Source organism: Streptomyces sp. NPDC004542 (genome assembly GCF_040610035.1).
GTDB lineage: Bacteria > Actinomycetota > Actinomycetes > Streptomycetales > Streptomycetaceae > Streptomyces.
Genome location: NZ_JBEXLP010000042.1, coordinates 19,432 through 45,853, shown reverse-complemented (window position 1 = coordinate 45,853; position 26,422 = coordinate 19,432). Strand labels below are relative to the sequence as shown.

The 26,422-nt window shown below is 68.8% G+C and carries 29 protein-coding genes and 1 pseudogene; 24 read left to right on the top strand and 6 right to left on the bottom strand.

What is annotated here, in order from left to right; translation table 11 throughout:
• Positions 1–97 precede the first annotated feature (97 nt).
• Positions 98–3,997: a DNA-directed RNA polymerase subunit beta' gene (locus ABZX30_RS22770; RefSeq protein WP_355936119.1), complete on the top strand. Its 3,900-nt coding sequence runs from the start codon at positions 98–100 to the stop codon at positions 3,995–3,997.
• A gap of 94 nt (positions 3,998–4,091) precedes the next feature.
• Here the strand turns inward: ABZX30_RS22770 and ABZX30_RS22765 are convergent, their stop codons facing one another.
• The 6 genes from ABZX30_RS22765 to ABZX30_RS22740 all read right to left on the bottom strand — a co-directional run bounded on the left by ABZX30_RS22765 (position 4,092) and on the right by ABZX30_RS22740 (position 11,723).
• Complete coding sequence (locus tag ABZX30_RS22765; protein WP_355936117.1) at positions 4,092–5,333, bottom strand: M48 family metalloprotease; 1,242 nt, start codon at positions 5,331–5,333, stop codon at positions 4,092–4,094.
• 63 nt (positions 5,334–5,396) lie between these two features.
• Complete coding sequence (locus ABZX30_RS22760) at positions 5,397–5,948, bottom strand: Pycsar system effector family protein (protein WP_355936114.1); 552 nt, start codon at positions 5,946–5,948, stop codon at positions 5,397–5,399.
• The gene (locus ABZX30_RS22755; protein ID WP_355936112.1) at positions 5,945–7,570 is read right to left on the bottom strand and encodes a hypothetical protein; all 1,626 of its coding nucleotides are present in this window, start codon (positions 7,568–7,570) and stop codon (positions 5,945–5,947) included. The genes ABZX30_RS22760 and ABZX30_RS22755 overlap by 4 nt, the downstream gene beginning before the upstream one ends.
• Positions 7,571–7,625: 55 nt before the next feature.
• Positions 7,626–9,827, bottom strand: a complete 2,202-nt coding sequence (locus tag ABZX30_RS22750) for a hypothetical protein (RefSeq protein WP_355936110.1) — start codon at positions 9,825–9,827, stop codon at positions 7,626–7,628.
• On the bottom strand, positions 9,824–10,798 hold the full coding sequence (locus ABZX30_RS22745; RefSeq protein ID WP_355936107.1) for a hypothetical protein: 975 nt from the start codon (positions 10,796–10,798) through the stop codon (positions 9,824–9,826). Before ABZX30_RS22745 ends, ABZX30_RS22750 begins: the two co-directional genes overlap by 4 nt.
• A 169-nt stretch (positions 10,799–10,967) precedes the next feature.
• Positions 10,968–11,723 (bottom strand): Crp/Fnr family transcriptional regulator, encoded by a 756-nt coding sequence (locus tag ABZX30_RS22740; protein ID WP_355936105.1) that lies wholly within the window; start codon positions 11,721–11,723, stop codon positions 10,968–10,970.
• Positions 11,724–12,125: 402 nt separating this feature from the next.
• On the opposite strand from ABZX30_RS22740, the gene rpsL reads away from it, so the two are divergent.
• The 23 genes and pseudogenes from rpsL to rplR all read left to right on the top strand — a co-directional run bounded on the left by rpsL (position 12,126) and on the right by rplR (position 26,414).
• Positions 12,126–12,497 carry a 30S ribosomal protein S12 gene (rpsL, locus tag ABZX30_RS22735; protein WP_003948652.1) on the top strand — a complete coding sequence of 124 codons (372 nt, stop codon included), beginning with the start codon at positions 12,126–12,128 and terminating at the stop codon, positions 12,495–12,497.
• 2 nt (positions 12,498–12,499) lie between these two features.
• Positions 12,500–12,970 (top strand): 30S ribosomal protein S7, encoded by a 471-nt coding sequence (rpsG, locus tag ABZX30_RS22730; protein ID WP_005481264.1) that lies wholly within the window; start codon positions 12,500–12,502, stop codon positions 12,968–12,970.
• Between the two features lie 39 nt (positions 12,971–13,009).
• A complete protein-coding gene (fusA, locus tag ABZX30_RS22725; RefSeq protein WP_355936102.1) occupies positions 13,010–15,136 on the top strand; it encodes an elongation factor G in 2,127 nt (708 codons plus the stop codon).
• A gap of 157 nt (positions 15,137–15,293) precedes the next feature.
• A complete protein-coding gene (gene tuf, locus ABZX30_RS22720; protein WP_355936100.1) occupies positions 15,294–16,487 on the top strand; it encodes an elongation factor Tu in 1,194 nt (397 codons plus the stop codon).
• A gap of 179 nt (positions 16,488–16,666) precedes the next feature.
• Positions 16,667–17,380, top strand: a pseudogene (locus ABZX30_RS22715) (glycosyl hydrolase); the annotation flags it as partial.
• Between the two features lie 449 nt (positions 17,381–17,829).
• Complete coding sequence (gene rpsJ, locus ABZX30_RS22710) at positions 17,830–18,138, top strand: 30S ribosomal protein S10 (RefSeq protein ID WP_003948644.1); 309 nt, start codon at positions 17,830–17,832, stop codon at positions 18,136–18,138.
• Positions 18,139–18,154: 16 nt separating this feature from the next.
• The gene (gene rplC / locus ABZX30_RS22705; RefSeq protein WP_020135811.1) at positions 18,155–18,799 is read left to right on the top strand and encodes a 50S ribosomal protein L3; all 645 of its coding nucleotides are present in this window, start codon (positions 18,155–18,157) and stop codon (positions 18,797–18,799) included.
• A gap of 8 nt (positions 18,800–18,807) precedes the next feature.
• A complete protein-coding gene (rplD, locus tag ABZX30_RS22700; protein ID WP_061920726.1) occupies positions 18,808–19,461 on the top strand; it encodes a 50S ribosomal protein L4 in 654 nt (217 codons plus the stop codon).
• Positions 19,461–19,880 carry a 50S ribosomal protein L23 gene (rplW, locus tag ABZX30_RS22695; RefSeq protein WP_030601206.1) on the top strand — a complete coding sequence of 140 codons (420 nt, stop codon included), beginning with the start codon at positions 19,461–19,463 and terminating at the stop codon, positions 19,878–19,880. The genes rplD and rplW overlap by 1 nt, the downstream gene beginning before the upstream one ends.
• Positions 19,881–19,918: 38 nt before the next feature.
• The gene (gene rplB / locus ABZX30_RS22690) at positions 19,919–20,755 is read left to right on the top strand and encodes a 50S ribosomal protein L2 (protein ID WP_061920724.1); all 837 of its coding nucleotides are present in this window, start codon (positions 19,919–19,921) and stop codon (positions 20,753–20,755) included.
• A gap of 12 nt (positions 20,756–20,767) precedes the next feature.
• Positions 20,768–21,049: a 30S ribosomal protein S19 gene (gene rpsS / locus ABZX30_RS22685; protein WP_132857210.1), complete on the top strand. Its 282-nt coding sequence runs from the start codon at positions 20,768–20,770 to the stop codon at positions 21,047–21,049.
• Between the two features lie 42 nt (positions 21,050–21,091).
• Positions 21,092–21,439 carry a 50S ribosomal protein L22 gene (gene rplV, locus ABZX30_RS22680; protein ID WP_030778516.1) on the top strand — a complete coding sequence of 116 codons (348 nt, stop codon included), beginning with the start codon at positions 21,092–21,094 and terminating at the stop codon, positions 21,437–21,439.
• On the top strand, positions 21,439–22,275 hold the full coding sequence (gene rpsC, locus ABZX30_RS22675) for a 30S ribosomal protein S3 (protein WP_355936094.1): 837 nt from the start codon (positions 21,439–21,441) through the stop codon (positions 22,273–22,275). Before rplV ends, rpsC begins: the two co-directional genes overlap by 1 nt.
• A 5-nt stretch (positions 22,276–22,280) precedes the next feature.
• A complete protein-coding gene (gene rplP / locus ABZX30_RS22670; RefSeq protein WP_132857211.1) occupies positions 22,281–22,700 on the top strand; it encodes a 50S ribosomal protein L16 in 420 nt (139 codons plus the stop codon).
• Positions 22,700–22,924, top strand: a complete 225-nt coding sequence (rpmC, locus tag ABZX30_RS22665) for a 50S ribosomal protein L29 (RefSeq protein ID WP_030174543.1) — start codon at positions 22,700–22,702, stop codon at positions 22,922–22,924. The genes rplP and rpmC overlap by 1 nt, the downstream gene beginning before the upstream one ends.
• The gene (rpsQ, locus tag ABZX30_RS22660; protein ID WP_003992363.1) at positions 22,924–23,211 is read left to right on the top strand and encodes a 30S ribosomal protein S17; all 288 of its coding nucleotides are present in this window, start codon (positions 22,924–22,926) and stop codon (positions 23,209–23,211) included. The genes rpmC and rpsQ overlap by 1 nt, the downstream gene beginning before the upstream one ends.
• Before the next feature lie 199 nt (positions 23,212–23,410).
• Positions 23,411–23,779: a 50S ribosomal protein L14 gene (gene rplN, locus ABZX30_RS22655; RefSeq protein ID WP_003998823.1), complete on the top strand. Its 369-nt coding sequence runs from the start codon at positions 23,411–23,413 to the stop codon at positions 23,777–23,779.
• Positions 23,780–23,781: 2 nt separating this feature from the next.
• A complete protein-coding gene (rplX, locus tag ABZX30_RS22650; protein ID WP_030671805.1) occupies positions 23,782–24,105 on the top strand; it encodes a 50S ribosomal protein L24 in 324 nt (107 codons plus the stop codon).
• A complete protein-coding gene (gene rplE, locus ABZX30_RS22645) occupies positions 24,105–24,662 on the top strand; it encodes a 50S ribosomal protein L5 (RefSeq protein ID WP_023547375.1) in 558 nt (185 codons plus the stop codon). Before rplX ends, rplE begins: the two co-directional genes overlap by 1 nt.
• Positions 24,663–24,667: 5 nt before the next feature.
• On the top strand, positions 24,668–24,853 hold the full coding sequence (locus ABZX30_RS22640) for a type Z 30S ribosomal protein S14 (RefSeq protein ID WP_003948630.1): 186 nt from the start codon (positions 24,668–24,670) through the stop codon (positions 24,851–24,853).
• A gap of 211 nt (positions 24,854–25,064) precedes the next feature.
• Positions 25,065–25,463 carry a 30S ribosomal protein S8 gene (gene rpsH / locus ABZX30_RS22635; RefSeq protein WP_007494756.1) on the top strand — a complete coding sequence of 133 codons (399 nt, stop codon included), beginning with the start codon at positions 25,065–25,067 and terminating at the stop codon, positions 25,461–25,463.
• Between the two features lie 24 nt (positions 25,464–25,487).
• Positions 25,488–26,027: a 50S ribosomal protein L6 gene (gene rplF / locus ABZX30_RS22630; RefSeq protein WP_355936089.1), complete on the top strand. Its 540-nt coding sequence runs from the start codon at positions 25,488–25,490 to the stop codon at positions 26,025–26,027.
• A 3-nt stretch (positions 26,028–26,030) separates the two neighbouring features.
• Positions 26,031–26,414 (top strand): 50S ribosomal protein L18, encoded by a 384-nt coding sequence (gene rplR / locus ABZX30_RS22625; protein WP_100827758.1) that lies wholly within the window; start codon positions 26,031–26,033, stop codon positions 26,412–26,414.
• Positions 26,415–26,422: the final 8 nt, after the last annotated feature.

Sequence of the window (26,422 nt, the reverse complement as noted above, 5' to 3'; positions counted from 1 at the left end):
CGGGAGCCGGCGGGGCCCTGACCCACCAGGGCCCCGCCGACCCCCAGGCCCCCGTTTCAGACCACAGACTCACGACCCTGAGAGGGATTGACGCATAGTGCTCGACGTCAACTTCTTCGACGAGCTCCGGATCGGCCTGGCCACCGCTGACGACATCCGTCAGTGGAGCCACGGCGAGGTCAAGAAGCCCGAGACCATCAACTACCGCACCCTCAAGCCCGAGAAGGACGGACTCTTCTGCGAGAAGATCTTCGGTCCGACCCGGGACTGGGAGTGCTACTGCGGCAAGTACAAGCGCGTCCGCTTCAAGGGCATCATCTGTGAGCGCTGTGGCGTCGAGGTCACCCGCGCCAAGGTGCGCCGCGAGCGGATGGGCCACATCGAGCTGGCCGCGCCCGTCACGCACATCTGGTACTTCAAGGGTGTCCCGAGCCGGCTGGGCTACCTGCTCGACCTGGCTCCCAAGGACCTCGAGAAGGTCATCTACTTCGCCGCGTACATGATCACGTACGTCGACGAGGAGCGCCGTACCCGCGACCTGCCCTCCCTGGAGGCGCACGTCTCCGTCGAGCGCCAGCAGATCGAGAACCGCCGCGACGCCGACCTGGAGGCCCGCGCCAAGAAGCTCGAGTCCGACCTGGCCGAGCTCGAGGCCGAGGGTGCCAAGGCCGACGTGCGCCGCAAGGTGCGCGAGGGTGCCGAGCGCGAGATGAAGCAGCTGCGCGACCGCGCGCAGCGCGAGATCGACCGCCTCGACGAGGTGTGGACCCGGTTCAAGAACCTCAAGGTCCAGGACCTCGAGGGCGACGAGCTGCTCTACCGCGAGCTGCGTGACCGCTTCGGCACGTACTTCGACGGCTCGATGGGTGCCGCGGCGCTGCAGAAGCGCCTGGAGTCCTTCGACCTCGACGAGGAAGCCGAGCGGCTCCGCGAGATCATCCGTACCGGCAAGGGCCAGAAGAAGACCCGTGCGCTCAAGCGGCTGAAGGTCGTCTCCGCGTTCCTGCAGACGTCCAACAGCCCCAAGGGCATGGTGCTCGACTGCGTGCCGGTCATCCCGCCGGACCTGCGTCCGATGGTGCAGCTGGACGGTGGCCGCTTCGCGACCTCCGACCTGAACGACCTGTACCGCCGTGTCATCAACCGCAACAACCGCCTGAAGCGGCTTCTCGACCTCGGCGCGCCCGAGATCATCGTGAACAACGAGAAGCGCATGCTCCAGGAGGCCGTCGACGCGCTCTTCGACAACGGCCGCCGCGGCCGCCCGGTCACGGGCCCCGGCAACCGTCCGCTGAAGTCCCTCAGCGACATGCTGAAGGGCAAGCAGGGCCGTTTCCGTCAGAACCTGCTCGGCAAGCGAGTCGACTACTCGGCGCGTTCCGTGATCGTCGTCGGCCCGCAGCTGAAGCTGCACCAGTGCGGTCTGCCCAAGGCCATGGCGCTGGAGCTCTTCAAGCCGTTCGTGATGAAGCGCCTGGTCGACCTGAACCACGCGCAGAACATCAAGAGCGCCAAGCGCATGGTGGAGCGCGGCCGTACGGTCGTGTACGACGTCCTCGAAGAGGTCATCGCCGAGCACCCGGTTCTGCTGAACCGTGCTCCCACCCTGCACCGCCTCGGCATCCAGGCCTTCGAGCCGCAGCTGGTCGAGGGCAAGGCCATCCAGATCCACCCGCTCGTCTGCACCGCGTTCAACGCGGACTTCGACGGTGACCAGATGGCCGTGCACCTGCCGCTGTCCGCGGAGGCGCAGGCCGAGGCCCGCATCCTGATGCTGTCCTCGAACAACATCCTCAAGCCGGCCGACGGCCGTCCGGTGACGATGCCGACCCAGGACATGGTGCTCGGTACGTTCTTCCTCACCACGGACGCCGAGGGCCGCGACGTCAAGGGCGAGGACCGCTCCTTCGCGTCCGTCGCCGAGGCGATCATGGCCTTCGACGCCGGCGAGCTCTCGCTCCAGGCGCCGGTCGACATCCGCTTCCCGGTGGGCACCATCCCGCCGCGCGGCTGGACCCCGCCGGTGCGCGAGGAGGGCGAGCCCGAGTGGCAGCAGGGTGACAGCTTCCGGCTGAAGACCACGCTGGGCCGCGCGCTCTTCAACGAGCTGCTGCCCGAGGACTACCCGTTCGTCGACTACGAGGTCGGCAAGAAGCAGCTCTCCGAGATCGTCAACGACCTCGCCGAGCGCTACCCGAAGGTCATCGTGGCGGCGACGCTCGACAACCTGAAGGCGGCCGGCTTCTACTGGGCCACCCGTTCCGGCGTCACCGTCGCCATCTCCGACGTCGTCGTCCCCGAGGCGAAGAAGGAGATCGTCCGCGGGTACGAGGCGCAGGACGAGAAGGTCCAGAAGCAGTACGAGCGCGGTCTGATCACCAAGGACGAGCGCACGCAGGAGCTCATCGCGATCTGGACCAAGGCGACCAACGAGGTCGCCGAGGCGATGAACGAGAACTTCCCGAAGACCAACCCGATCTTCATGATGGTGAACTCGGGTGCACGAGGCAACATGATGCAGATGCGTCAGATCGCCGGTATGCGTGGTCTGGTGTCGAACGCGAAGAACGAGACGATCCCGCGGCCCATCAAGGCCTCGTTCCGTGAGGGTCTGTCCGTGCTGGAGTACTTCATCTCCACGCACGGTGCCCGTAAGGGTCTGGCGGACACCGCCCTGCGTACCGCCGACTCGGGTTACCTCACCCGTCGTCTGGTCGACGTCTCGCAGGACGTCATCATCCGCGAGGAGGACTGCGGCACCGAGCGCGGCCTCAAGCTGCACATCGCGGAGCGCGGCGCGGACGGCGTGCTGCGCAAGGCGGAGAACGTCGAGACGTCCGTGTACGCGCGCTGCCTCGCCGAGGACATCGTGGTCGACGGTCAGGTCCTGGCCCCGGCCGGCACCGACCTCGGTGACGTCCTCATCGAGGAGCTCGTGGCCCGTGGCGTCGAGGAGGTCAAGACCCGCTCGGTCCTGACCTGCGAGTCCGCCGTCGGCACCTGCGCGATGTGCTACGGCCGTTCGCTGGCCACCGGCAAGCTGGTCGACATCGGTGAGGCGGTCGGCATCATCGCCGCCCAGTCCATCGGTGAGCCCGGTACCCAGCTGACGATGCGTACCTTCCACACCGGTGGTGTGGCCGGTGACGACATCACCCAGGGTCTGCCGCGTGTCGTCGAGCTCTTCGAGGCCCGTACCCCGAAGGGTGTCGCCCCGATCTCCGAGGCCTCCGGCCGCGTGCGGATCGAGGAGACCGAGAAGACCAAGAAGATCGTCATCACGCCGGACGACGGCAGCGACGAGACGGCCTACCCGATCTCGAAGCGCGCCCGTCTCCTGGTCAGCGAGGGCGAGCACGTCGAGGTGGGCCAGAAGCTCACGGTGGGTGCCACCAACCCGCACGACGTGCTGCGCATCCTGGGCCAGCGTGCCGTCCAGGTTCACCTGGTCGGCGAGGTCCAGAAGGTGTACAACTCGCAGGGTGTGTCGATCCACGACAAGCACATCGAGATCATCATCCGGCAGATGCTGCGCCGTGTGACGATCATCGAGTCCGGCGACGCCGAGCTGCTGCCCGGCGAGCTGGTCGAGCGCTCGAAGTTCGAGCACGAGAACCGTCGTGTGGTCCAGGAGGGCGGTCACCCGGCCTCCGGTCGTCCGCAGCTCATGGGTATCACCAAGGCCTCGCTGGCGACCGAGTCCTGGCTGTCGGCGGCGTCCTTCCAGGAGACGACCAGGGTCCTCACGGACGCGGCGATCAACGCCAAGTCCGACTCCCTGATCGGCCTCAAGGAGAACGTCATCATCGGTAAGCTCATCCCGGCCGGTACGGGCCTGTCCCGCTACCGCAACATCCGGGTCGAGCCGACCGAGGAGGCCAAGGCCGCGATGTACTCGGCCGTCGGCTACGACGACATCGACTACTCGCCGTTCGGCACGGGCTCCGGCCAGGCCGTTCCGCTGGAGGACTACGACTACGGTCCGTACAACCAGTAAGCGAGCAGCATGAAGGGCGGTCATCCCGTTGCGGGGTGGCCGCCCTTCGGCGTGCGTGGCTTCGGTGTGCGTGACTCCGGTGTGCGCGGGGGTGTCAGCCGTACTGCTGGAGGTACGGCTGGAGGTGGTGCAGTCGCGTGTGGTGGTCCGGGTGCGAGGACAGCAGCTTGGCCAGGGAGCTCTCCTCGACGGGGACGCCGCCGTTGAGCGCGGTGACCCGGGCCTTCTCCTGCTCCTCCTGCTGGTGGAGCTTGTGCAGTACGCCGACCAGCATGGGCGCGAAGCCGAGCGCGGCCGCGTGCTCGTCGGCGCGCAACTCGGAGCGGCGGCCGACGGCGGCGAGGGCGTACGGCACGCCGAGGATCAGCAGCGGGAGGCCGTAGAGCGTGCTGATGGTCGCCATGGCGAGGCCGCCGACGCCCAGGAGGACGAAGGCGACACCGAAGCAGCCGAAGGCCTTGGAGACGTGGAAGGCGATGGTGGACACGGCCTTCAGGACCCGCCAGGCCATGCGGCCGGGCAGCGCGTACCAGTAGCCGAGCAGCCCGGCCCAGGCGTGGCCGCCGACGTGGTGGCCGAGCTCGTGCGCCAGGACGGCGGCGAGTTCGCCGTTGGGGAGGTTGTTCACGGCGAACCGGGTGACGCCGACGATGTGGCCGGCCGCGGCGACCGCGTTCAGGGCGTCGCTGTCCTCGACCCAGAGCTCGTACGTGCGGCCCTCGACGCCGGCGCGAGCCGTGACTTCCCGCCAGACCGGTTCGAGTTTGGCTCGTTCTTGTGGAGTGGGGTAGCGCAAACGGAGCAGACGGCGCGCGAGTGCGCTTTCCGTGGGGCGGTGGAAGACGAGCGCGCCGCTGGCGATCCAGAGCAGGACGACCAGGAACGCGAGCTTGCCGAAGAAGGCGGAGAACAGGCCGACGACGCAGAGGCTGCACAGGAAGTTCGGCAGATTGAGCAGCAGGGCACCGACCGCCGTGGCGTCCGTGCGGCGCTGCTGGCTGGAGATGTGGACCCGGCGGGCGTCGGTGCTGATGTGGTGCGGGTGGGAAGGGTCCTCCGAGGCCGGCGGGGCAGGCGGCGGTGGCGTCGGCGGGGCGACGGGGGGCGTGAACGGGTACTGCGGGGGCTGCGGGTACGCGGCGGCTTGCGGGTACTGGGGCGGTATGGGGGCGCCGGGCGCCGCCTGCGGGTACTGCGGGGCCGCCTGCGGGTACTGGGGCGCCGCCTGCGGGTACTGCGGGGCGGCGGCTTGCGGGAAGGGGGGCGCGGCCTGCGGGTACTGCGGCGGGGACGGGTGTCCCGGGTACTCCGACGGGGACGGCGGCGGCTGGGTCATGGTCGTTCCTTACGTTCGTGCTTCTCGAGCGGTGTGCGGTGTGCGGTGTGCGATGTGCGCGGGTCAGCCGATCAGCAGGGAGGCGGGCAGCAGGACCGTGCCGGTGCAGAAGGCGATCAGGCCGGTACGGATCCACTGGTGCTTGCGCGCGGCGATGTGGCTCATCTCGGCGAGGGCGGCCGTCAGCCCGGTCGTCGGGTCGCGCCGGGTGTCCGCGAGCGCGGCCTCCAGCAGGTCCATCCGGACGGCCTGCCGGATGTCGCCGAAGTACGACAGGGGCCGGCCCGGCTCCCACGTCCCGGGGTGGAAGCGGGGCAGGACGGCGAGCAGCAGGGCGAAGAGCGACAGGCCGAGCGCCAGGGTGCCGGTCCACCACAGCGCCGTGGCCGGGCTCGACAGCTCCGAGGGCGTCCAGTCCCGTCCGGCCAGCAGGCCGCTGAACACGCCCGCGGTCATGCCCAGCGCCGCGACCAGCACAGACGCCTTGCTGTCCGCCCGGGCCACCTCGTTGCGCAACTCGGTCAGCAGCCGCTCGCACAAGGGGACGAGATCGGCCGGGGAGGGGGGACCGGACGGCGGCACGGTCGGCGTGGGGCCGGGGGCGGGGCCGGTCATGAGCCGCCGCCCTCCGCGGCCCGGTCGGGCCGGGTCGGAGCGCTCCCGTATCCGGGCGGCGGCTGCCAGGCGGCCGACTCGGGCGGGGGAGCGGGCACGGCGGCCGGGGCGGCCATGGGGGTGACGACCGTGGGGGGCTGAGGATCCGGTGACGGCGCGGTGGGGGGCTGAGGATCCGGTGACGGCCTGGCCGGTGGTGCGGCGGGCGCGGCCGGTGGTGCGACGGGCGGTGCGATCGGCGAGGACGGAGGAGACGGGGCCGCGGCCGGGGGCGGGGGCACGGGGGAGGTGCCCGGACCGGGCATCCCGTACGGGCCCGGGACGGTCGGCATGGCGGGAGCGCCGTAGGGGCCGGTGACGGGCGGCATGACGGGTGGCGCGGCGGGCATCCCGTACGGCCCCGGGACGGCCGGCGCGGCGGGCATCCCGTACGGGCCCGGGAAGCCGGCCGCGTCGGGCGTCCCCGGCGCCGCGTGCTGCTGCCCCGTCTCCTCGGGGGCCCCGGGGTGGACCGGACCCTCGCCCGGCGCCAGCGGCGGAGCCGTCTGCGGCACCCCCGGCAGGCGCTGGTTGAGGATGTCGTTGACCGTCCGCAGGGCCAGCTGCTTGGGCCCCTCCAGCTCCCAGTTCTCCGCCGCGTCACCGTTCAGCAGCTGCTTCACCAGCTCCATCTGCGCCTGGATCATGCGGAGCTGGTCCTCACGCATGCTGTTCATGACGAGCCGGGAGTCCTCGGGGTGCTGGGCCAGGTGCAACGCCCAGGCGTGCACACCGCCCTGCTGGAGGTGGTACTGGTAGAAGTTGATCTTCTCGGCCTCCAGACGCTGGAGCTCGAACTGCTGCTGTCCCGCCAGCAGCGCCTGCTGGTGCTGCCATTGCTGCTGCTGGAGGAGGTAGGCCTGCTGCTGGTGGCCGTAGGCCATGGCCCGCTCGATCTGCAGCGCGTCCTGCTGCCGGCCCCGCAGGTCGACCGCCACGTCGATGTCCATGCCCCGCCGGGCCGCGAGGATCTGCTCCTCGGCGGAGTGCCCGATGGCCTGTTTGCGCAGCTCGTGTTCGATGTTGGCCTGGTCCCGGCGGACCCGCAGCGTCCAGGTGACCTGGAGACCGGCGGTGGCGCCGAGCGGGCCCAGCAGCCGCATCCGCTCCAGCAGTTCGGCCTCCGCCGCCGCGCTGTCGGTCACGGCGAACCGTCGGGTCACCGGTCGCGCCGTCTGCTGGAGTTCGCCCAGCAGCAGCGCGGGCACGTCCCGGTGCCCGGTGGCCACGAACCGGGCCGGGTCCAGCACCTGCCAGTCCAGGTCGACCGCGGCCGTGAACTCGAGCGCGTCGTTGTCGCTGGGCAGCAGCAGGTCGGAGGTGTGCCGGTGCACACCCATGTCGACCTCGTACACGGCCGTGTAGTGGTTCGCCACGATCTCGGGCCGTGTCGGCCGCTGCGGCGGCAGGTACGCCTTGTACTGGCCCTGGGCGGTGGAGAAGACCAGGGCGTTGTCGATACGGACGTACGACTTGAGGTTGAAGTCGAAGCGGGACAGCTGGCGCACGGTCAGCACCGGGTCGACCAGGTGCGAGTGCCGGTCGGCCTGCTGCTGCCACTCGGGCTGGCGGAAGGTGGGCATGGGCGGATCTCCTGGTGCGGCCCGCGGCCGGGCGCGGGCGTGGTGGCGAGGTGGGTCAGCGGGTGGGAAGCGTGGTGAGCAGGCGGGCCGCCACCGAGGGCGGGGGTTTGCCGTCCTCGCCGGGCATGGTGCGCAGCAGATGGCTCAGCCGCTGGTGCTCGGCGGGCGTGGTGACGAGCGTGGGCAGCAGGGCGGCCAGCGCCCACTCGGCGGCGGTGGAGCGGTCGGCGATCAGCACCCACTCGCGCAGCACGTCGAGCGCCGGCCGGGTGGAGCCCGGGTCGGCCAGCGCGCCGCGCCACAGGTACGGGAGGTCCCGCGCCGGGGTGTCCCCGGCGGTCGCCGCGCGGGCGTACCAGGCGAGGACCAGCGGGGTGCCGTAGCGTTCGTCGTCCTCCTTGCGGCGGCAGGCGCCGACGAAACCGGCGAGGGTGAGGTCGCGCACCGCACGGTCGTCGTCGAGGTGGCCGCGCAGTTCGGTGAGGACGCGCTCGCTCGCCGGGGACAGCAGCAACAGCTCCACTGCCTCGGCCAGTTCCCGGGCCATCGCATCGTCGAGGTCACCGGGGCCGTCCTCGTACAGCCGCCGTACCGCGCCGCGCAGCGCCGCCAGCGCCTGTTCCGGACGCTCCGGGCCGATGAGCCCGTACGACCGCACCGCCACCCAGCGCAGCCGCGCGTCGTCGCCCTCGCACCAGGCGTCGAGGATGCGCGGGATGTTGGGTGTGTCGATGAGGTGGGCGAGGGTGAGCGCGTTGACCGCGACGAGCCGCTGCCGGAACCTTTTGGAGGTCGCCCACGCTTCGATGACCAGGGCCATCGCCGAGGGCAGGTCGGTGCGGGCGAGGACGGCGACGGTGGAGGCGGCGCGGGTGCGCACCAGCGGGCGGCCGTCGTCGGCGAGCCGGCGCAGCCAGTGGATGAGGGCGGGCCGGGCGGAGGGGTGGCCGGTCCACACCTCGCGCAGCAGGACGAGGGAGGCCCGTTCGTCGCGGAACGCGGCCTTCTGCTGGGTCACCGGACCCCACTCGGTGTGTTCGTCCTCCTCGTACGTGCGTGCGCGGGCGAGTTGCAGCCGCTTGCCGACGTGCGTGCCGAAGACGGGGACCTCCGGGACCCGGGACGGGTTCTCGGTCTCCTGGAGGAAGCGGTAGAGCAGGTCGCTCAGTTCGGCGGTGAGCGCGTAGGGACCGCCGTCGAAGGCGGCCAGGGCGACGAGGAACGCCTTGTCCCGCAGGTGGACCGCGCTCTCGTCCTCCTCGAACCACTCCTGGACCTGGTTCTCCAGCGAGACCAGCGAGAAGTCGGCGACGGCCCGTTCGGACTTCTCCCCGGCCGCGTACTGGGCGAGGACCTGGGCGAAGGCGGTGACCTCGCGCAGCTGGTGTCCGCGCTCCAGGAACTCGGTCACGGCCGTCAGCCCGAGCAGCTTCTCGGCGGTCACCTCGTCGGTCCGGGTGCGCAGGTGCGCGGCGAGGACCTCGCCGGTGGCGGGCGGCCGCCACTCGACGGCCGTCACGTCCTCCAGTACGGCGCTCGGGCCGAGGGTGACGACCAGGTAGGCGTCCCGCTCGGCGAGGCGGTCCCGGGCGGCGAGCAGGTGCGGCTCGCGCAGCGGGCGGTCGCGGCGGGTGGCGAGGTCGCACAGGACGTAGCCGCGGGCCGGTTCCTCCGCGGTGAACCGTTCGGCGAGGGCGCTCGGGTCGGTGTCGCGGACCAGGGTGCGCACCGGGGACGCGCCCAGGCGGTGCAGCAGCATCAGGGCGGCGGTGCGGCGGCCGGTGAACCGGGCGCCGGACAGGACCAGCACACGGTCGCGGCGCAGCCGTTCGAGGAGGCCGGCCATGGCCTCCGCGTCGGCGACGAAGGTCCGCGCCAGGCGTTCCAGGGTGACCCGCGGCACCTCGCCGGACGCGGCGGCGGGCGCGGAGGGGCCGGGTATCGCGAAGTGGTACTCCGTCTTGCTGCCCATGATGACGTCGCCGGTGACCCGGCCGCCGCTCACGGCGTGCTGGTCACCGCCCGCCAGACCGCCGCCGAAGCGGGACCGGTCGCCGACTTTCATCGTGCGCGGGCTGTGGTCGATCAGGTCACGCCGGGCGGCCCAGGCGTCCTGCGGCTGGTCACGCTCCTCGTCGGCCTCGGCGGGGCGCGGCCGCTCCTCCTCGGGGGCGGGCGACTCACCGGTCTCGGGAGCGGCCGCGCCGGGAGCCGGGCCGGCCGGTCTGCCGCTCTCCGGCTGCTCGGGGCCGTTCAAGCGCTCTCACCCCGCTCGCGGCCGCCCAGGCTGACGTCGCCGGTGACGCTGCCGCCGCTGACGCCGTGCTGGTCGCCCGCGACCAGGCTGCCGCCGAAGGAGGGCGCGCCGCCGGTGAAGTGGAAGACGGCACCCGGCGCCGGGGCTCCCCGGTGTCCTTCCGGCGCCGGGCGGTCCTCGGGGGGCCCGCCCTGCAGGGGCACCCGCGGCGCCGGGCGGTCCCCCGATCCGCCCGGCGCCTCCCCCTCCCCCGTACCACGGTGGTCCGTCAGGTCCGTCACGTTCGTCGTGTGCTCAGTGTTCGACTTGTGCTCAGTGTTCGACCTGTCAGCGTTCGCAGTGTGCTCAGCGTCCGCAGTGTGCGGCGTGCCGGCCGGGTCCCCGGCCTTTCGGCCGGCGCCCGGGACCGGGCCGTGCAACCAGGCCGTCAACGGGCCGTTCTTGCTGGTCACGATCACCTCGTGGAAGTCGGCGGCCGGGATGCCGGGGTGGTCGTGGCGGACGACGCCCTCGTACAGCGCGTTCGAGACGCACAGGGCGAAGTCGCCGGCGCGCTCGCGCAGGGCGGCGCGCAGCACGTCGGCGTCCAGAAGGCGGCAGGCGTGGTTGAGGTCGGAGCCGACCCAGCCGTCGTGTGCGTCGACGGCCACCCAGCCGGTGCCCAGGACGCCGCGCAGCCGGATCTGCGCGGAGCGGGACGCCATGCGGTTGACCGTCCGCAGCTGGGCCGGCACCTCGGTGAGCAGGGCCCGCAGCAGTGCGGTCACCGGGGCGCCCGCGTCGATCAGCTCCATCACCGAGTCGCCGCGGTCGGCCCGCAGCCGCCGGGTCTCGTCGATGCCCGCGCTCTGCAGCGTGCGGTCGGTGATGTCGTAGAGCATCCGCCGCAGATAAGCCTGCTCCACGTCGTCCCGGTCACTGAACCTCTCGATGTCCAGCAGCAGGATCGTCCGGATCACGGGGTCGGTCATCGTCGCCTCTCGAGGGTCGGCCGGGCAGGGCAGAAGCCTGCTGGCCGAAGGGAGACCCCCGTGAGGGCGGATGACCCACTCGGAGTGTGACGGGGTACACAGAAGGCGTTACCGGGGCGGGTGTGGCTGCTGTGACCGATGTGACGGACGTGACTCCGCGACCGGCGCGTCAGGGTTCCCTGGGACCCGGTGGTGACGGGATGCCCGCCGCCGGGTCCGTCGCCGCGATGCGGCGCAGGATGTCGGGGCGCATGATCAGCATCGTGCGGCGGCCCGTGGCGACGGCGTCCTTGTCGCGCAGTTCCTTCAGCAGGCGCTGCACCATCTCCCGGGAGGCGCCCACCGAACCGGCGAGTTCCTGCTTGCTCAGCGGTACGGCCAGCTCGATGCCCGCCGACGTCCGGCGGCCGTGGGTGCGGGCCAGGTCGAGGAGCAGGATCGCGAACCGCTCCCGCACGCTCAGCGACGCGAACTCCAGCCGGCGCCGGTCGGCCGCGCGGGTGCGGTCCGCGGTGAGGCCGAGCAGCGCGAAGGAGACGGCGGGGGAGTGGCCCAGGAACTCCCGGAAGCGTTCGCGGTCCACCGCCACCGCCCGCACCCGCTCCAGCGCGGTGACCGTGGCCGACCGGGACCGCCCGGTCAGCGCGGCCGACTCGCCGACGATGTCACCGGGACCGCGCAGGGCCAGCAGGGCTTCGTAGCCGTTGGCCGCCGACGCGGTCACCTTCGTCCAGCCGGTGACCAGGAACAGCACGTGCGATGACGGCTCGTGCTGCCGGATCAGGACGGTGCGGGGAGTGAAGTCCATGGTGTGGCCGAGGCCGAGCAGGCCCGAGCGGTCCTCGCTCTCCAGCCGGGCGAGGAACGGCACGCGGTCGTCCAGACCTCCGTCGTCCGGTGAGTACGCCGGCGTCCACGTCGTCATGTTCGGCCCCCCGAATACCCGCAGTGGACGGATCAACGTACAGAAAGCGTGCGGACGCGGAGCGTGGAAGAGCGCGAACCGGCCATTGACCGAAGATCATTCCCGCGGTGCGGACAATCCGGGTGAATCGTGGCAGGGTGGACGGGAAACCGGGCGTGTCGAGGCGCACTCCATTTGTTTTGACCGAAGTCCGTGCGGTAGGTACGCTCAGACCTTGTGCCTGGGGTGTGCCCTGGCTCTCGTGCGTGCCTTCACACCGCATAGCGAGCCGTCATCGGCCACCGTAATCTGCGCCCTTTTCGCCTCGCGGCGGGAGTCTGCCGGATTCGACACACCCGACCGCGTGGGTCGGCGAAGTTCCAGGTTAGCTTTACCTATCGGCACACAGAAACCGGAGAAGTAGTGCCTACGATCCAGCAGCTGGTCCGCAAGGGCCGGCAGGACAAGGTCGAGAAGAACAAGACGCCCGCACTCGAGGGTTCCCCTCAGCGTCGTGGCGTCTGCACGCGCGTGTTCACGACCACCCCGAAGAAGCCGAACTCGGCCCTGCGTAAGGTCGCGCGTGTGCGTCTGACCAGCGGGATCGAGGTCACCGCTTACATTCCGGGTGAGGGACACAACCTGCAGGAGCACTCCATCGTGCTCGTGCGCGGCGGCCGTGTGAAGGACCTGCCCGGTGTTCGCTACAAGATCATCCGCGGTTCGCTCGACACCCAGGGTGTCAAGAACCGCAAGCAGGCCCGCAGCCGCTACGGCGCCAAGAAGGAGAAGTAAGAATGCCTCGTAAGGGCCCCGCCCCGAAGCGCCCGGTCATCATCGACCCGGTCTACGGTTCTCCTCTGGTGACCTCCCTCATCAACAAGGTGCTGCTGAACGGCAAGCGCTCCACCGCAGAGCGCATCGTGTACGGCGCCATGGAGGGCCTGCGCGAGAAGACCAGCAACGACCCGGTCATCACGCTGAAGCGCGCGCTGGAGAACATCAAGCCGACCCTCGAGGTCAAGTCCCGCCGTGTCGGTGGTGCGACGTACCAGGTTCCGATCGAGGTCAAGCCCGGTCGCGCCAACACGCTCGCGCTGCGCTGGCTCGTCGGTTACTCCCGCGCCCGTCGCGAGAAGACCATGACCGAGCGTCTGCTCAACGAGCTTCTCGACGCCTCCAACGGCCTCGGTGCCGCTGTGAAGAAGCGCGAGGACACCCACAAGATGGCCGAGTCCAACAAGGCCTTCGCGCACTACCGCTGGTAGTCGCTCCCCACATCGAGACCGAGAGAAGACCGAAGCCTCATGGCTACCACTTCACTTGACCTGGCCAAGGTGCGCAACATCGGCATCATGGCCCACATCGACGCGGGCAAGACGACCACCACCGAGCGGATCCTGTTCTACACCGGTGTGTCTTACAAGATCGGTGAGGTCCACGACGGCGCTGCCACCATGGACTGGATGGAGCAGGAGCAGGAGCGTGGCATCACGATCACCTCTGCTGCCACCACCTGTCACTGGCCGCTGGAAGACGTCGACCACACCATCAACATCATCGACACCCCGGGCCACGTCGACTTCACCGTCGAGGTGGAGCGCTCCCTGCGCGTGCTCGACGGTGCCGTGACGGTGTTCGACGGCGTCGCCGGCGTGGAGCCCCAGTCCGAGACCGTGTGGCGTCAGGCGGACCGCTACGGCGTTCCGCGTATCTGCTTCGTCAACAAGCTCGACCGCACCGGTGCGGAGTTCCACCGCTGCGTCGACATGATCAGCGACCGCCTGGGCGCGCAGCCGATCGTCATGCAGCTGCCGATCGGTGCCGAGGCCGACTTCAAGGGCGTCGTGGACCTGGTCCGCATGAAGGCGCTCGTGTGGTCCGCCGAGGCCACCAAGGGCGAGATGTACGACGTCGTCGACATCCCGGACACGCACACCGAGGCTGCCGAGGAGTACCGCGGCAAGCTGCTGGAGGCCGTGGCCGAGAACGACGAAGAGCTGATGGAGCTGTACCTGGAGGGCGAGGAGCCCACCGAGGAGCAGCTGTACGCCGCGATCCGTCGTATCACCATCGCGTCCGGCAAGGGCACCGGCACCACCGTGACCCCGGTGTTCTGCGGCACCGCGTTCAAGAACAAGGGCGTCCAGCCCCTGCTCGACGCGGTCGTGCGCTACCTGCCGTCCCCGGTCGACATCGAGGCCATCGAGGGCCACGACGTCAAGGACCCCGAGGTCGTCGTCAAGCGCAAGCCGTCCGACGACGAGCCCCTCTCGGCGCTGGCGTTCAAGATCATGAGCGACCCGCACCTCGGCAAGCTCACCTTCGTCCGGGTCTACTCGGGCCGCCTGGAGTCCGGCACCTCGGTGCTCAACTCCGTCAAGGGCAAGAAGGAGCGCATCGGCAAGATCTACCGCATGCACGCCAACAAGCGTGAGGAGATCGAGTCGGTGGGTGCCGGTGACATCGTCGCCGTCATGGGCCTGAAGCAGACCACCACCGGTGAGACGCTGTCCGACGACAAGAACCCGGTGATCCTGGAGTCCATGGACTTCCCGGCGCCGGTCATCCAGGTCGCCATCGAGCCCAAGTCGAAGGGCGACCAGGAGAAGCTGGGCGTCGCGATCCAGCGCCTGGCCGAGGAGGACCCGTCCTTCCAGGTCCACTCGGACGAGGAGACCGGCCAGACCATCATCGGCGGCATGGGCGAGCTGCACCTCGAGGTGCTGGTCGACCGTATGCGCCGTGAGTTCAAGGTCGAGGCCAACGTCGGCAAGCCGCAGGTCGCCTACCGCGAGACGATCCGCAAGGCCGTCGAGCGCGTCGACTACACGCACAAGAAGCAGACCGGTGGTACCGGCCAGTTCGCGAAGGTGCAGATCGGCATCGAGCCGCTCGAGGGCGGCGACACGTCGTACGAGTTCGTGAACAAGGTGACCGGTGGTCGCATCCCGAAGGAGTACATCCCTTCGGTCGACGCCGGTGCGCAGGAGGCCATGCAGTTCGGCATCCTCGCCGGTTACGAGATGACCGGTGTCCGCGTGATCCTGCACGACGGCGCCTACCACGAGGTCGACTCCTCCGAGCTCGCCTTCAAGATCGCCGGTTCGCAGGCCTTCAAGGAGGCCGCGCGCAAGGCCAGCCCCGTGCTGCTCGAGCCGATGATGGCCGTCGAGGTCACCACGCCCGAGGACTACATGGGTGAGGTCATCGGCGACATCAACTCCCGCCGTGGCCAGATCCAGGCCATGGAGGAGCGGGCCGGTGCCCGCGTCGTCAAGGGCCTCGTGCCCCTGTCGGAGATGTTCGGCTACGTCGGCGACCTCCGCAGCAAGACGTCGGGTCGCGCAAGCTACTCGATGCAGTTCGACTCCTACGCCGAGGTTCCGCGGAACGTCGCCGAGGAGATCATCGCGAAGGCCAAGGGCGAGTAACACTCTCCGTTTACACGCCGTAGGCTTGACTCCGGAGCCTCGCGGGGCATTCCACCGCAATCGCGGAAGGAGTGCCCCGGGGATCCGGGACATCCAGCAAAGATCACCTGGCGCCGATGAAGTAAGGCGTACAGAACCACTCCACAGGAGGACCCCAGTGGCGAAGGCGAAGTTCGAGCGGACTAAGCCGCACGTCAACATCGGCACCATCGGTCACATCGACCACGGTAAGACGACCCTCACGGCCGCCATTACCAAGGTGCTGCACGACGCGTACCCGGAGCTGAACGAGGCCACCCCGTTCGACAACATCGACAAGGCGCCCGAGGAGCGCCAGCGCGGTATCACCATCTCCATCGCGCACGTCGAGTACCAGACCGAGGCGCGTCACTACGCCCACGTCGACTGCCCGGGTCACGCGGACTACATCAAGAACATGATCACCGGTGCCGCCCAGATGGACGGCGCGATCCTGGTGGTCGCCGCGACCGACGGCCCGATGCCGCAGACCAAGGAGCACGTGCTCCTGGCCCGCCAGGTCGGCGTTCCGTACATCGTCGTCGCCCTGAACAAGGCCGACATGGTGGACGACGAGGAGATCATGGAGCTCGTCGAGCTCGAGGTCCGTGAGCTCCTCTCCGAGTACGAGTTCCCGGGCGACGACCTGCCGGTCGTCCGTGTCTCCGCTCTGAAGGCGCTCGAGGGCGACAAGGAGTGGACGCAGTCCGTCCTGGACCTCATGAACGCCGTCGACACCGCGATCCCGGAGCCGGAGCGCGACGTCGACAAGCCGTTCCTGATGCCGATCGAGGACGTCTTCACGATCACCGGTCGCGGTACGGTCGTCACCGGCCGTATCGAGCGTGGTGTCCTCAAGGTCAACGAGACCGTCGACATCATCGGCATCAAGACCGAGAAGACCACCACCACGGTCACCGGCATCGAGATGTTCCGCAAGCTGCTCGACGAGGGCCAGGCCGGTGAGAACGTCGGTCTGCTGCTCCGCGGCATCAAGCGCGAGGACGTCGAGCGCGGCCAGGTCATCATCAAGCCGGGCTCGGTCACCCCGCACACCGAGTTCGAGGCCCAGGCCTACATCCTCTCCAAGGACGAGGGTGGCCGCCACACGCCGTTCTTCAACAACTACCGTCCGCAGTTCTACTTCCGTACGACGGACGTGACCGGCGTCGTGACCCTCCCCGAGGGCACCGAGATGGTCATGCCGGGTGACAACACCGAGATGAAGGTGGAGCTCATCCAGCCCGTCGCCATGGAAGAGGGCCTGAAGTTCGCCATCCGTGAGGGTGGCCGGACGGTGGGCGCCGGCCAGGTCACCAAGATCAACAAGTGATCTTGAACTGACCCGGCAGGTCTCTGCCCGGTAGCTCTGGAGAGGCCCGTACGACTTCGGTCGTACGGGCCTCTTCGCCGTTCCGCCGGTGTCCGCCGGCCCTTCGAAACCATTCGCCGCGCACGACCCGTTGTCCCCCCGCGCCACTCACCCCAGCATTCGGCATGCCGCTGACCACACTCGGGGTGGAGGTGGGCGTGGACTGGCCGAGGGCTCCGCGCGGCCGGTCGGAGGCCTCGCTGACGGTGACCGGCTCGGGAAGCCCGGTGACCGTCACCTGCGTCACGGACAACCCTCCCCGCCGGGGCCTGCGCGGCTTCGTCGAGGCGGGCGGCTACGTGGCGATCGACGCGGAGCACTACGACCGCGCGGTGGGGGCGTGGCGGCGGCTGGAGGGGATCGGCCGCACGGGGGCGGGGATGACGCCGTGGCCGGTGACGGGAGCGCGCAGGGTGCCCGGGGGATCCTCGCCGCGGCTGGAGTACGAGGTGAGCCTGCTGTCGGCGGGGTCGGGGACGGGACCGGACGAGGTGACGGTGTGGGCCTACCTGTCCCCGCGGAACCCGGCGCTGCCGACGGGAGGCCTCCAGTACGGGGTGTCCCTCGACGAGGGCGACATCCGGACGGTCGACATCGACGTGGGCGCGGACGACGGCTTGCTCAACGCGGTCGGGGCCCGCAGCGCCTCCGACAACGTCAACCGCACGGCGACGCGGCACCGGGTGACCCGGGCCGGGGTCCACCGGCTGAAGTTCTGGAGGGTGGACCCGACAGCGGTGCTCCAGCGGCTGGTGATCGACACGGGCGGGCTGGAGCCGACGTACCCGGGGCCGCTGGAGAGCAAGCGGGCCGGGCAGTGGCCGCGGGGCCGGTCCCGCAGCCGCCTTCGGTGAAGACTCAGCCGACCGCGCGGCGCGCTCACGGTTTGACCTACATCACCTTCGGGGTAATCTCTTCGGCTCGATTGGCGAAGGCCCCGTCCCCTGTGGCAGACTGTCCGAGTTGCTCGGTCGAGTGTTGATGCTGCGCGCCTCCCGCCGGGAGGACCGGAAGCGAGTCCCACAGTACTCGTCGCCCTAACTGCCTGATGGCAGCGCTGGGGCGGACGTACGGGAATCTTCCGGGAAGTGTGGGCGCGGCACCGGCCAGGCGCCCGGTGGGCCCGAGGTCCCCGGTCCGCGGTTCCGGAAGGGCCGTCGTGATCCCGCAGGGATGTTCGAACAAGGGGCATCTGTGTCAGCGGAAGCGCGACACGCCCGACCGCGTGGGTCGGAGAAACGAAGGCAGCAGAAGGAATCCGCCGGGTTCCAGAGCGTAAGAGAGACAGGACTACTGAGTAGCCATGGCGGGACAGAAGATCCGCATCCGGCTCAAGGCCTACGACCACGAGGTCATCGACTCCTCGGCGAAGAAGATCGTCGAGACGGTGACCCGCACTGGTGCGTCGGTCGCGGGCCCGGTGCCGCTGCCCACTGAGAAGAACGTGTACTGCGTCATCAAGTCGCCGCACAAGTACAAGGACTCGCGCGAGCACTTCGAGATGCGCACGCACAAGCGCCTGATCGACATCCTCGACCCGACCCCCAAGACCGTTGACTCTCTGATGCGACTCGACCTCCCGGCCGGTGTCGACATCGAGATCAAGCTCTGAGGCCGGTGATCTGAGAATGGCTAAGCAGATCAAGGGCATCCTGGGCGAGAAGCTCGGCATGACGCAGGTGTGGGACGAGAACAACCGCGTTGTTCCGGTCACCGTCGTCAAGGCCGGCCCCAACGTCGTCACCCAGGTCCGCACGAACGACGTCGACGGCTACGAGTCCGTCCAGATCGCGTTCGGCGAGATCGACCCGCGCAAGGTGAACAAGCCCCTCAAGGGCCACTTCGCCAAGGCCGACGTCACTCCCCGCCGCCACCTCGTCGAGATCCGTACCGCTGACGCCAGCGAGTACACCCTCGGCCAGGAGATCACCGCCGAGGTGTTCGAGGCCGGCATCAAGGTCGACGTGACCGGCAAGAGCAAGGGCAAGGGCTTCGCCGGTGTCATGAAGCGTCACAACTTCAAGGGCCTCGGCGCCGGACACGGCACCCAGCGCAAGCACCGCTCGCCCGGTTCCATCGGTGGCTGCGCCACCCCGGGCCGCGTGTTCAAGGGCCTCCGCATGGCGGGTCGCATGGGCAACGAGCGGGTCACCACCCAGAACCTGACCGTCCACGCCGTTGACGCGGAGAAGGGTCTGCTGCTCATCAAGGGCGCGGTTCCCGGTCCGAACGGCGGCCTCGTCCTGGTCCGCACCGCGGCCAAGGGGGCCTGAGGTAACCGATGAGCACTGTTGACATCCTTTCGCCGGCGGGCGACAAGGCCGGTTCCGTCGAGCTCCCCGCGGAGATCTTCGACGCCAAGGTCAGCGTTCCGCTGATCCACCAGGTCGTCGTCGCACAGCTGGCCGCTGCCCGCCAGGGCACCCACAAGACCAAGACGCGTGGCGAGGTCCGCGGCGGTGGCAAGAAGCCGTACCGCCAGAAGGGCACCGGTCGCGCCCGCCAGGGTTCGACCCGCGCGCCGCAGTTCGCCGGCGGTGGCGTCGTGCACGGCCCCCAGCCGCGCGACTACTCGCAGCGCACCCCGAAGAAGATGAAGGCCGCCGCCCTGCGCGGTGCCCTCACCGACCGGGCGCGCCACAACCGCATCCACGTCGTCTCCGGCGTGGTCGAGGGCGAGAACCCCAGCACCAAGGCCGCCAAGAGCCTGTTCGGCAAGATCAGCGAGCGCAAGAACCTGCTCCTGGTCGTCGAGCGCGCCGACGAGGCCGCGTGGCTGTCCGCCCGCAACCTGCCCCAGGTCCACATCCTGGAGCCGGGCCAGCTGAACACGTACGACGTTCTCGTCTCGGACGACGTGGTCTTCACCCAGGCCGCTTTCGAGTCCTTCGTCGCCGGCCCGAAGGCCAACGACACCGAAGGGAGCGAGGTCTGATGGCCATCCGTCACCCCGCTATCGCCTCGAAGGCCGCCAAGGCCGCCAAGGCCGCGCGCGTCGCCAAGGCGCGTCGCCACGCCACCGAGGGCAAGAACACCGTCGAGACCCCGCTGAGCAAGTCGTACACGGACCCCCGTGACGTCCTGCTCAAGCCGGTCGTCTCCGAGAAGAGCTACGCGCTCCTCGACGAGAACAAGTACACGTTCATCGTCGACCCGAACGCCAACAAGACCCAGATCAAGCAGGCCGTCCAGGCGGTCTTCGACGTCAAGGTCACCGGGGTCAACACGATCAACCGTCAGGGCAAGCGCAAGCGCACCAAGACCGGTTTCGGTCAGCGTGCCGGCAGCAAGCGCGCGATCGTGACCCTCGCCGAGGGCGACCGTATCGACATCTTCGGCGGTCCGACCGCGTAAGCGGGTCGGATCGTCCGATATCGGACGAGGACTGAGAAATGGGAATCCGCAAGTACAAGCCGACTACGCCGGGCCGTCGTGGCGCCAGCGTCGCCGACTTCGTCGAGGTCACGCGGTCCACGCCGGAGAAGTCGCTGGTCCGCCCCCTGCACAGCAAGGGCGGCCGTAACAACGCCGGTCGTGTGACCGTTCGCCACCAGGGTGGCGGACACAAGCGCGCCTACCGAGTGATCGACTTCCGTCGTCACGACAAGGACGGCGTGCCGGCGAAGGTCGCGCACATCGAGTACGACCCCAACCGCACCGCGCGCATCGCGCTGCTGCACTACGCCGACGGCGAGAAGCGCTACATCCTCGCCCCGCGCAACCTGCAGCAGGGTGACCGCGTCGAGAACGGTCCCGGGGCCGACATCAAGCCGGGCAACAACCTGGCCCTGCGCAACATCCCGGTCGGTACCACGATCCACGCGATCGAGCTCCGTCCCGGCGGTGGCGCCAAGCTCGCCCGTTCCGCGGGTGCCTCGGTGCAGCTGCTGGCGCGTGAGGGCGCCATGGCGACCCTCCGTATGCCGTCCGGCGAGATCCGCATGGTGGACGCGCGCTGCCGCGCCACCGTCGGTGAGGTCGGCAACGCCGAGCAGAGCAACATCAACTGGGGCAAGGCGGGCCGCAAGCGGTGGCTGGGCGTTCGCCCGACCGTCCGTGGTGTGGTCATGAACCCGGTCGACCACCCGCACGGTGGTGGTGAGGGCCGGACCTCCGGTGGCCGCCACCCCGTGTCCCCGTGGGGCAAGAAGGAAGGCCGTACTCGTTCGCCCAAGAAGGCGTCGAACAAGTACATCGTCCGCCGCCGCAAGACGAACAAGAAGCGCTAAGGACGGGTTGAGATGCCTCGTAGCTTGAAGAAGGGACCCTTCGTCGACGACCACCTGATCAAGAAGGTGGACGCCCAGAACGAAGCCGGTACCAAGAACGTCATCAAGACCTGGTCCCGACGCTCGATGATCATCCCCAGCATGCTGGGTCACACGATCGCGGTGCACAACGGCAAGACCCACATTCCGGTGTTCGTCACCGAGTCGATGGTCGGCCACAAGCTCGGCGAGTTCTCGCCGACGCGCACCTTCCGGGGTCACGTCAAGGACGACCGGAAGTCGAAGCGCCGCTAGTAGCGGGGTGGAATGACCATGACAGACACTGGAAGGACAACCATGGAAGCCAGGGCCCAGGCGCGGTACATCCGCGTCACGCCCATGAAGGCCCGCCGCGTGGTGGACCTTATCCGTGGCATGGACGCCACGGAGGCTCAGGCGGTCCTGCGTTTCGCCCCGCAGGCCGCGAGCGTGCCGGTCGGCAAGGTGCTGGACAGCGCCATCGCCAACGCCGCGCACAACTACGACCACACCGATGTCGACAGCCTCTTCGTCTCCGAGGCCTACGTCGACGAGGGCCCGACCCTGAAGCGGTTCCGTCCGCGTGCCCAGGGCCGTGCCTACCGGATCCGCAAGCGGACCAGCCACATCACCGTGGTCGTCAGCAGCAAGGAAGGAACCCGGTAATGGGCCAGAAGGTAAACCCGCACGGGTTCCGGCTCGGTGTCACCACCGACTTCAAGTCGCGTTGGTACGCCGACAAGCTGTACAAGGACTACGTCAAGGAAGACGTCGCCATCCGTCGGATGATGACGTCCGGCATGGAGCGCGCCGGCATCTCCAAGGTCGAGATCGAGCGCACCCGTGACCGTGTGCGGGTGGACATCCACACCGCTCGTCCGGGCATCGTCATCGGCCGCCGTGGCGCCGAGGCCGACCGCATCCGCGGCGACCTCGAGAAGCTCACGGGCAAGCAGGTCCAGCTGAACATCCTCGAGGTCAAGAACCCCGAGACCGACGCTCAGCTGGTTGCGCAGGCCGTCGCCGAGCAGCTCTCCTCCCGCGTCTCCTTCCGTCGGGCCATGCGCAAGAGCATGCAGTCCGCGATGAAGGCCGGCGCCAAGGGCATCAAGATCCAGTGCGGTGGCCGCCTCGGCGGCGCCGAGATGTCCCGCTCGGAGTTCTACCGCGAGGGCCGCGTGCCCCTGCACACGCTCCGCGCGAACGTGGACTACGGCTTCTTCGAGGCCAAGACGACCTTCGGCCGCATCGGCGTGAAGGTCTGGATCTACAAGGGCGACGTCAAGAACATCGCCGAGGTCCGCGCCGAGAACGCTGCCGCCCGTGCGGGTAACCGCCCGGCCCGCGGTGGCGCCGACCGCCCGGCCCGTGGTGGCCGTGGTGGCGAGCGGCGCGGTCGCAAGCCGCAGCAGGCTGCCGGCGCCGAGGCCCCCAAGGCCGAGGCTCCCGCGTCCGCTCCGGCTGAGGCGCCGTCCTCTTCTACTGGCGGAACGGAGGCCTGACCGACATGCTGATCCCCCGTAGGGTCAAGCACCGCAAGCAGCACCACCCGAAGCGCCGTGGTCAGGCCAAGGGCGGTACGACGGTCGCGTTCGGCGAGTACGGCATTCAGGCCCTCACGCCGGCGTACGTGACCAACCGCCAGATCGAGGCGGCCCGTATCGCGATGACCCGCCACATCAAGCGTGGCGGCAAGGTCTGGATCAACATCTACCCGGACCGCCCGCTGACCAAGAAGCCCGCCGAGACCCGCATGGGTTCCGGTAAGGGTTCGCCGGAGTGGTGGATCGCGAACGTTCACCCGGGTCGGGTGATGTTCGAGCTGTCCTACCCGAACGAGAAGATCGCCCGTGAGGCGCTCCTTCGCGCAGCCCACAAGCTGCCGATGAAGTGCCGGATCGTCAAGCGCGAGGCAGGTGAAGCGTGATGTCGGCCGGTACCAAGGCGTCCGAGCTGCGCGAGCTGGGCAACGAGGAGCTTCTGGGCAAGCTCCGCGAGGCCAAGGAAGAGCTGTTCAACCTCCGCTTCCAGGCGGCGACCGGTCAGCTCGAGAACCACGGTCGGCTGAAGGCCGTCCGTAAGGACATCGCGCGGATCTACACCCTGATGCGTGAGCGCGAGCTGGGCATCGAGACGGTGGAGAGCGCCTGATGAGTGAGAGCAACGTGACTGAGCAGACTGCAGAGGCCCGCGGCTTCCGCAAGACCCGTGAGGGTCTCGTCGTCAGCGACAAGATGGACAAGACCGTCGTCGTCGCCGTCGAGGACCGCGTCAAGCACGCGCTGTACGGCAAGGTCATCCGCCGTACCAACAAGCTCAAGGCGCACGACGAGCAGAACGCCGCGGGTGTCGGCGACCGCGTCCTCCTCATGGAGACCCGGCCGCTGTCCGCGACGAAGCGCTGGCGCGTCGTCGAGATCCTCGAGAAGGCGAAGTAATCAAGCGGGGGCCCGGCCCCCGCTGCCCCCGCCGGGGGCTCCGCGCCAGGCCCCAGGGCCTGGCCGCGGTGAAGCCCCCGGCGCGGTTTTCCGCCCTCGGAGGCGTAAGTAATTCCTGCGGAGCAACCCCGCAGGACAGTTCCGCCAGGCTCTCCGGTCCAACTCCCGGAGGGAACCGGCAGACGATCAGGAGATAGACGTGATCCAGCAGGAGTCGCGACTGCGTGTCGCCGACAACACTGGTGCGAAGGAGATCCTTTGCATCCGTGTGCTCGGTGGCTCCGGTCGCCGCTACGCGGGCATCGGTGACGTCATCGTCGCCACCGTCAAGGACGCGATCCCCGGTGGCAACGTGAAGAAGGGTGACGTCGTCAAGGCGGTCATCGTTCGCACCGTCAAGGAGCGCCGTCGTCCGGACGGCTCGTACATCCGCTTCGACGAGAACGCCGCCGTCATTCTGAAGAACGACGGTGACCCTCGCGGCACCCGCATCTTCGGCCCGGTCGGGCGTGAGCTGCGCGAGAAGAAGTTCATGAAGATCATCTCGCTGGCTCCGGAGGTGCTGTAAGCATGAAGATCAAGAAGGGCGACCTGGTCCAGGTCATCACCGGCAAGGACAAGGGCAAGCAGGGCAAGGTCATCGCGGCCTACCCCCGCGAGGACCGCGTCCTGGTCGAGGGTGTCAACCGGGTCAAGAAGCACACCAAGGCCGGTCCGACCGCTCGCGGTTCGCAGGCCGGCGGCATCGTCACGACCGAGGCCCCGATCCACGTGAGCAACGTTCAGCTCGTCGTGGAGAAGGACGGCAACAAGGTCGTCACGCGTGTCGGTTACCGCTTCGACGACGAAGGCAACAAGATCCGCGTTGCCAAGCGGACGGGTGAGGACATCTGATGGCTACCACCACCACTCCGCGTCTGAAGCAGAAGTACCGCGAGGAGATCGCGGGCAAGCTGCGTGACGAGTTCAAGTACGAGAACGTCATGCAGATCCCCGGCCTCGTCAAGATCGTGGTCAACATGGGTGTCGGCGACGCCGCCCGTGACTCGAAGCTGATCGAGGGCGCGATCCGCGACCTGACCACCATCACCGGTCAGAAGCCGGCCGTCACCAAGGCCCGCAAGTCCATCGCGCAGTTCAAGCTGCGTGAGGGCCAGCCGATCGGTGCCCACGTCACGCTCCGTGGCGACCGCATGTGGGAGTTCCTGGACCGCACCCTGTCGCTCGCGCTGCCGCGCATCCGCGACTTCCGCGGCCTGTCCCCCAAGCAGTTCGACGGCCGTGGCAACTACACCTTCGGTCTCACGGAGCAGGTCATGTTCCACGAGATCGACCAGGACAAGATCGACCGCACCCGGGGTATGGACATCACCGTGGTGACCACGGCGACCAACGACGCTGAGGGCCGCGCGCTCCTTCGTCACCTCGGCTTCCCGTTCAAGGAGGCGTGAGCGAGATGGCGAAGAAGGCTCTGATCGCTAAGGCTGCTCGCAAGCCCAAGTTCGGGGTGCGTGGCTACACCCGCTGCCAGCGCTGTGGCCGCCCGCACTCCGTGTACCGCAAGTTCGGCCTGTGCCGCGTGTGCCTCCGTGAGATGGCTCACCGTGGCGAGCTGCCGGGCGTGACCAAGAGCTCCTGGTAATCCCTGTTTTAGGGATTCCTGAAGCTCTCGGTAAGCATCTGGGTCGGCAGAGGCCCTTCTCCGCATGCCTTAGGCTTGCGGGGTTGGGCGTCTGTCGCGCCCGTACGACTTACTACGCCGTAGGTCCACCGCGCCGCACCCGTCCCGTCTCGGATCGGGGAGAGGGATGGCGCACCAGGAAACCCCGGCGAGAGAGGCCGAAGGCCAATTCATGACCATGACTGATCCGATCGCAGACATGCTTACGCGTCTGCGGAACGCGAACTCGGCATACCACGACTCCGTGACGATGCCGGCATCGAAGATCAAGTCGCACATCGCGGAGATCCTCCAGCAGGAGGGCTTCATCACGGGCTGGAAGATCGAGGACGCCGAGGTCGGCAAGAACCTCGTCCTCGAGCTGAAGTTCGGCCCGAACCGTGAGCGCTCCATCGCGGGCATCAAGCGGATCTCCAAGCCCGGTCTCCGGGTGTACGCGAAGTCCACCAACCTGCCGAAGGTGCTCGGCGGCCTCGGCGTGGCGATCATCTCCACGTCGCACGGGCTCCTCACCGACAAGCAGGCCGGCAAGAAGGGCGTGGGTGGGGAAGTCCTCGCCTACGTCTGGTAGCGGAAGGGAACGGAGGAAACAGCTATGTCGCGTATCGGCAAGCTCCCCATCGCGGTTCCCGCCGGCGTGGACGTCACCATCGACGGCCGTACGGTCTCGGTCAAGGGCCCCAAGGGCGAGCTGACCCACACCGTCGTGGCACCGATCGAGGTCGTCAAGGGTGAGGACGGCGTCCTGAACGTCACCCGCCCGAACGACGAGCGTCAGAACAAGGCCCTCCACGGCCTGTCCCGCACGCTGGTGGCGAACATGATCACCGGCGTGACCCAGGGTTACGTGAAGAAGCTCGAGATCAGCGGTGTCGGTTACCGCGTGACCGCCAAGGGCTCGAACCTCGAGTTCGCGCTCGGCTACAGCCACCCGATCACCGTCGAGGCGCCCGAGGGCATCACCTTCAAGGTGGAGACCCCGACCCGCTTCCAGGTCGAGGGCATCGACAAGCAGAAGGTCGGCGAGGTTGCGGCCAACATCCGCAAGCTGCGCAAGCCCGACCCGTACAAGGCCAAGGGCGTCAAGTACGAGGGCGAAGTCATCCGCCGCAAGGTCGGAAAGGCGGGTAAGTAAGCCATGGCATACGGGCAGAAGATCCTCAAGGGCGACGCCTACAAGCGCGCCGCGATCAAGCGCCGTCACATCCGGATCCGCAAGCGGATCTCGGGCACGGCGGAGCGTCCCCGTCTGGTCGTGACCCGCTCCAACCGCCACATCGTGGCGCAGGTGATCGACGACCTCAAGGGCCACACCCTGGCGTCGGCGTCCACCCTGGACGCCTCCGTCCGCGGTGGCGAGGGCGACAAGTCGGCCCAGGCCAAGCAGGTCGGCGCCCTGGTCGCCGAGCGTGCCAAGGCCGCCGGTGTCGAGGCTGTCGTGTTCGACCGTGGTGGCAACCAGTACGCCGGGCGCATCGCCGCTCTGGCGGACGCCGCCCGCGAAGCCGGGCTCAAGTTCTGAGCCTGCCG

Coding starts and splice junctions, on each gene's coding strand:
- fusA (WP_355936102.1), top strand. CDS start 13,010: ATGGCTACCACTTCACTTGACCTGGCCAAGGTGCGCAACATCGGCATC.
- rplC (WP_020135811.1), top strand. CDS start 18,155: ATGGCTAAGCAGATCAAGGGCATCCTGGGCGAGAAGCTCGGCATGACG.
- rpsC (WP_355936094.1), top strand. CDS start 21,439: ATGGGCCAGAAGGTAAACCCGCACGGGTTCCGGCTCGGTGTCACCACC.
- rplF (WP_355936089.1), top strand. CDS start 25,488: ATGTCGCGTATCGGCAAGCTCCCCATCGCGGTTCCCGCCGGCGTGGAC.
- rplR (WP_100827758.1), top strand. CDS start 26,031: ATGGCATACGGGCAGAAGATCCTCAAGGGCGACGCCTACAAGCGCGCC.
- ABZX30_RS22760 (WP_355936114.1), bottom strand. CDS start 5,948: ATGACCGGCCCCGCCCCCGGCCCCACGCCGACCGTGCCGCCGTCCGGT.
- rpsS (WP_132857210.1), top strand. CDS start 20,768: ATGCCTCGTAGCTTGAAGAAGGGACCCTTCGTCGACGACCACCTGATC.
- rpsH (WP_007494756.1), top strand. CDS start 25,065: ATGACCATGACTGATCCGATCGCAGACATGCTTACGCGTCTGCGGAAC.
- rpsQ (WP_003992363.1), top strand. CDS start 22,924: ATGAGTGAGAGCAACGTGACTGAGCAGACTGCAGAGGCCCGCGGCTTC.
- rplV (WP_030778516.1), top strand. CDS start 21,092: ATGGAAGCCAGGGCCCAGGCGCGGTACATCCGCGTCACGCCCATGAAG.
- rpmC (WP_030174543.1), top strand. CDS start 22,700: ATGTCGGCCGGTACCAAGGCGTCCGAGCTGCGCGAGCTGGGCAACGAG.
- rplE (WP_023547375.1), top strand. CDS start 24,105: ATGGCTACCACCACCACTCCGCGTCTGAAGCAGAAGTACCGCGAGGAG.
- rplD (WP_061920726.1), top strand. CDS start 18,808: ATGAGCACTGTTGACATCCTTTCGCCGGCGGGCGACAAGGCCGGTTCC.
- rplW (WP_030601206.1), top strand. CDS start 19,461: ATGGCCATCCGTCACCCCGCTATCGCCTCGAAGGCCGCCAAGGCCGCC.
- rpsG (WP_005481264.1), top strand. CDS start 12,500: ATGCCTCGTAAGGGCCCCGCCCCGAAGCGCCCGGTCATCATCGACCCG.
- ABZX30_RS22755 (WP_355936112.1), bottom strand. CDS start 7,570: ATGCCCACCTTCCGCCAGCCCGAGTGGCAGCAGCAGGCCGACCGGCAC.
- rplP (WP_132857211.1), top strand. CDS start 22,281: ATGCTGATCCCCCGTAGGGTCAAGCACCGCAAGCAGCACCACCCGAAG.
- ABZX30_RS22745 (WP_355936107.1), bottom strand. CDS start 10,798: ATGACCGACCCCGTGATCCGGACGATCCTGCTGCTGGACATCGAGAGG.
- rpsJ (WP_003948644.1), top strand. CDS start 17,830: ATGGCGGGACAGAAGATCCGCATCCGGCTCAAGGCCTACGACCACGAG.
- ABZX30_RS22640 (WP_003948630.1), top strand. CDS start 24,668: ATGGCGAAGAAGGCTCTGATCGCTAAGGCTGCTCGCAAGCCCAAGTTC.
- rplX (WP_030671805.1), top strand. CDS start 23,782: ATGAAGATCAAGAAGGGCGACCTGGTCCAGGTCATCACCGGCAAGGAC.
- ABZX30_RS22765 (WP_355936117.1), bottom strand. CDS start 5,333: ATGACCCAGCCGCCGCCGTCCCCGTCGGAGTACCCGGGACACCCGTCC.
- ABZX30_RS22740 (WP_355936105.1), bottom strand. CDS start 11,723: ATGACGACGTGGACGCCGGCGTACTCACCGGACGACGGAGGTCTGGAC.
- rplB (WP_061920724.1), top strand. CDS start 19,919: ATGGGAATCCGCAAGTACAAGCCGACTACGCCGGGCCGTCGTGGCGCC.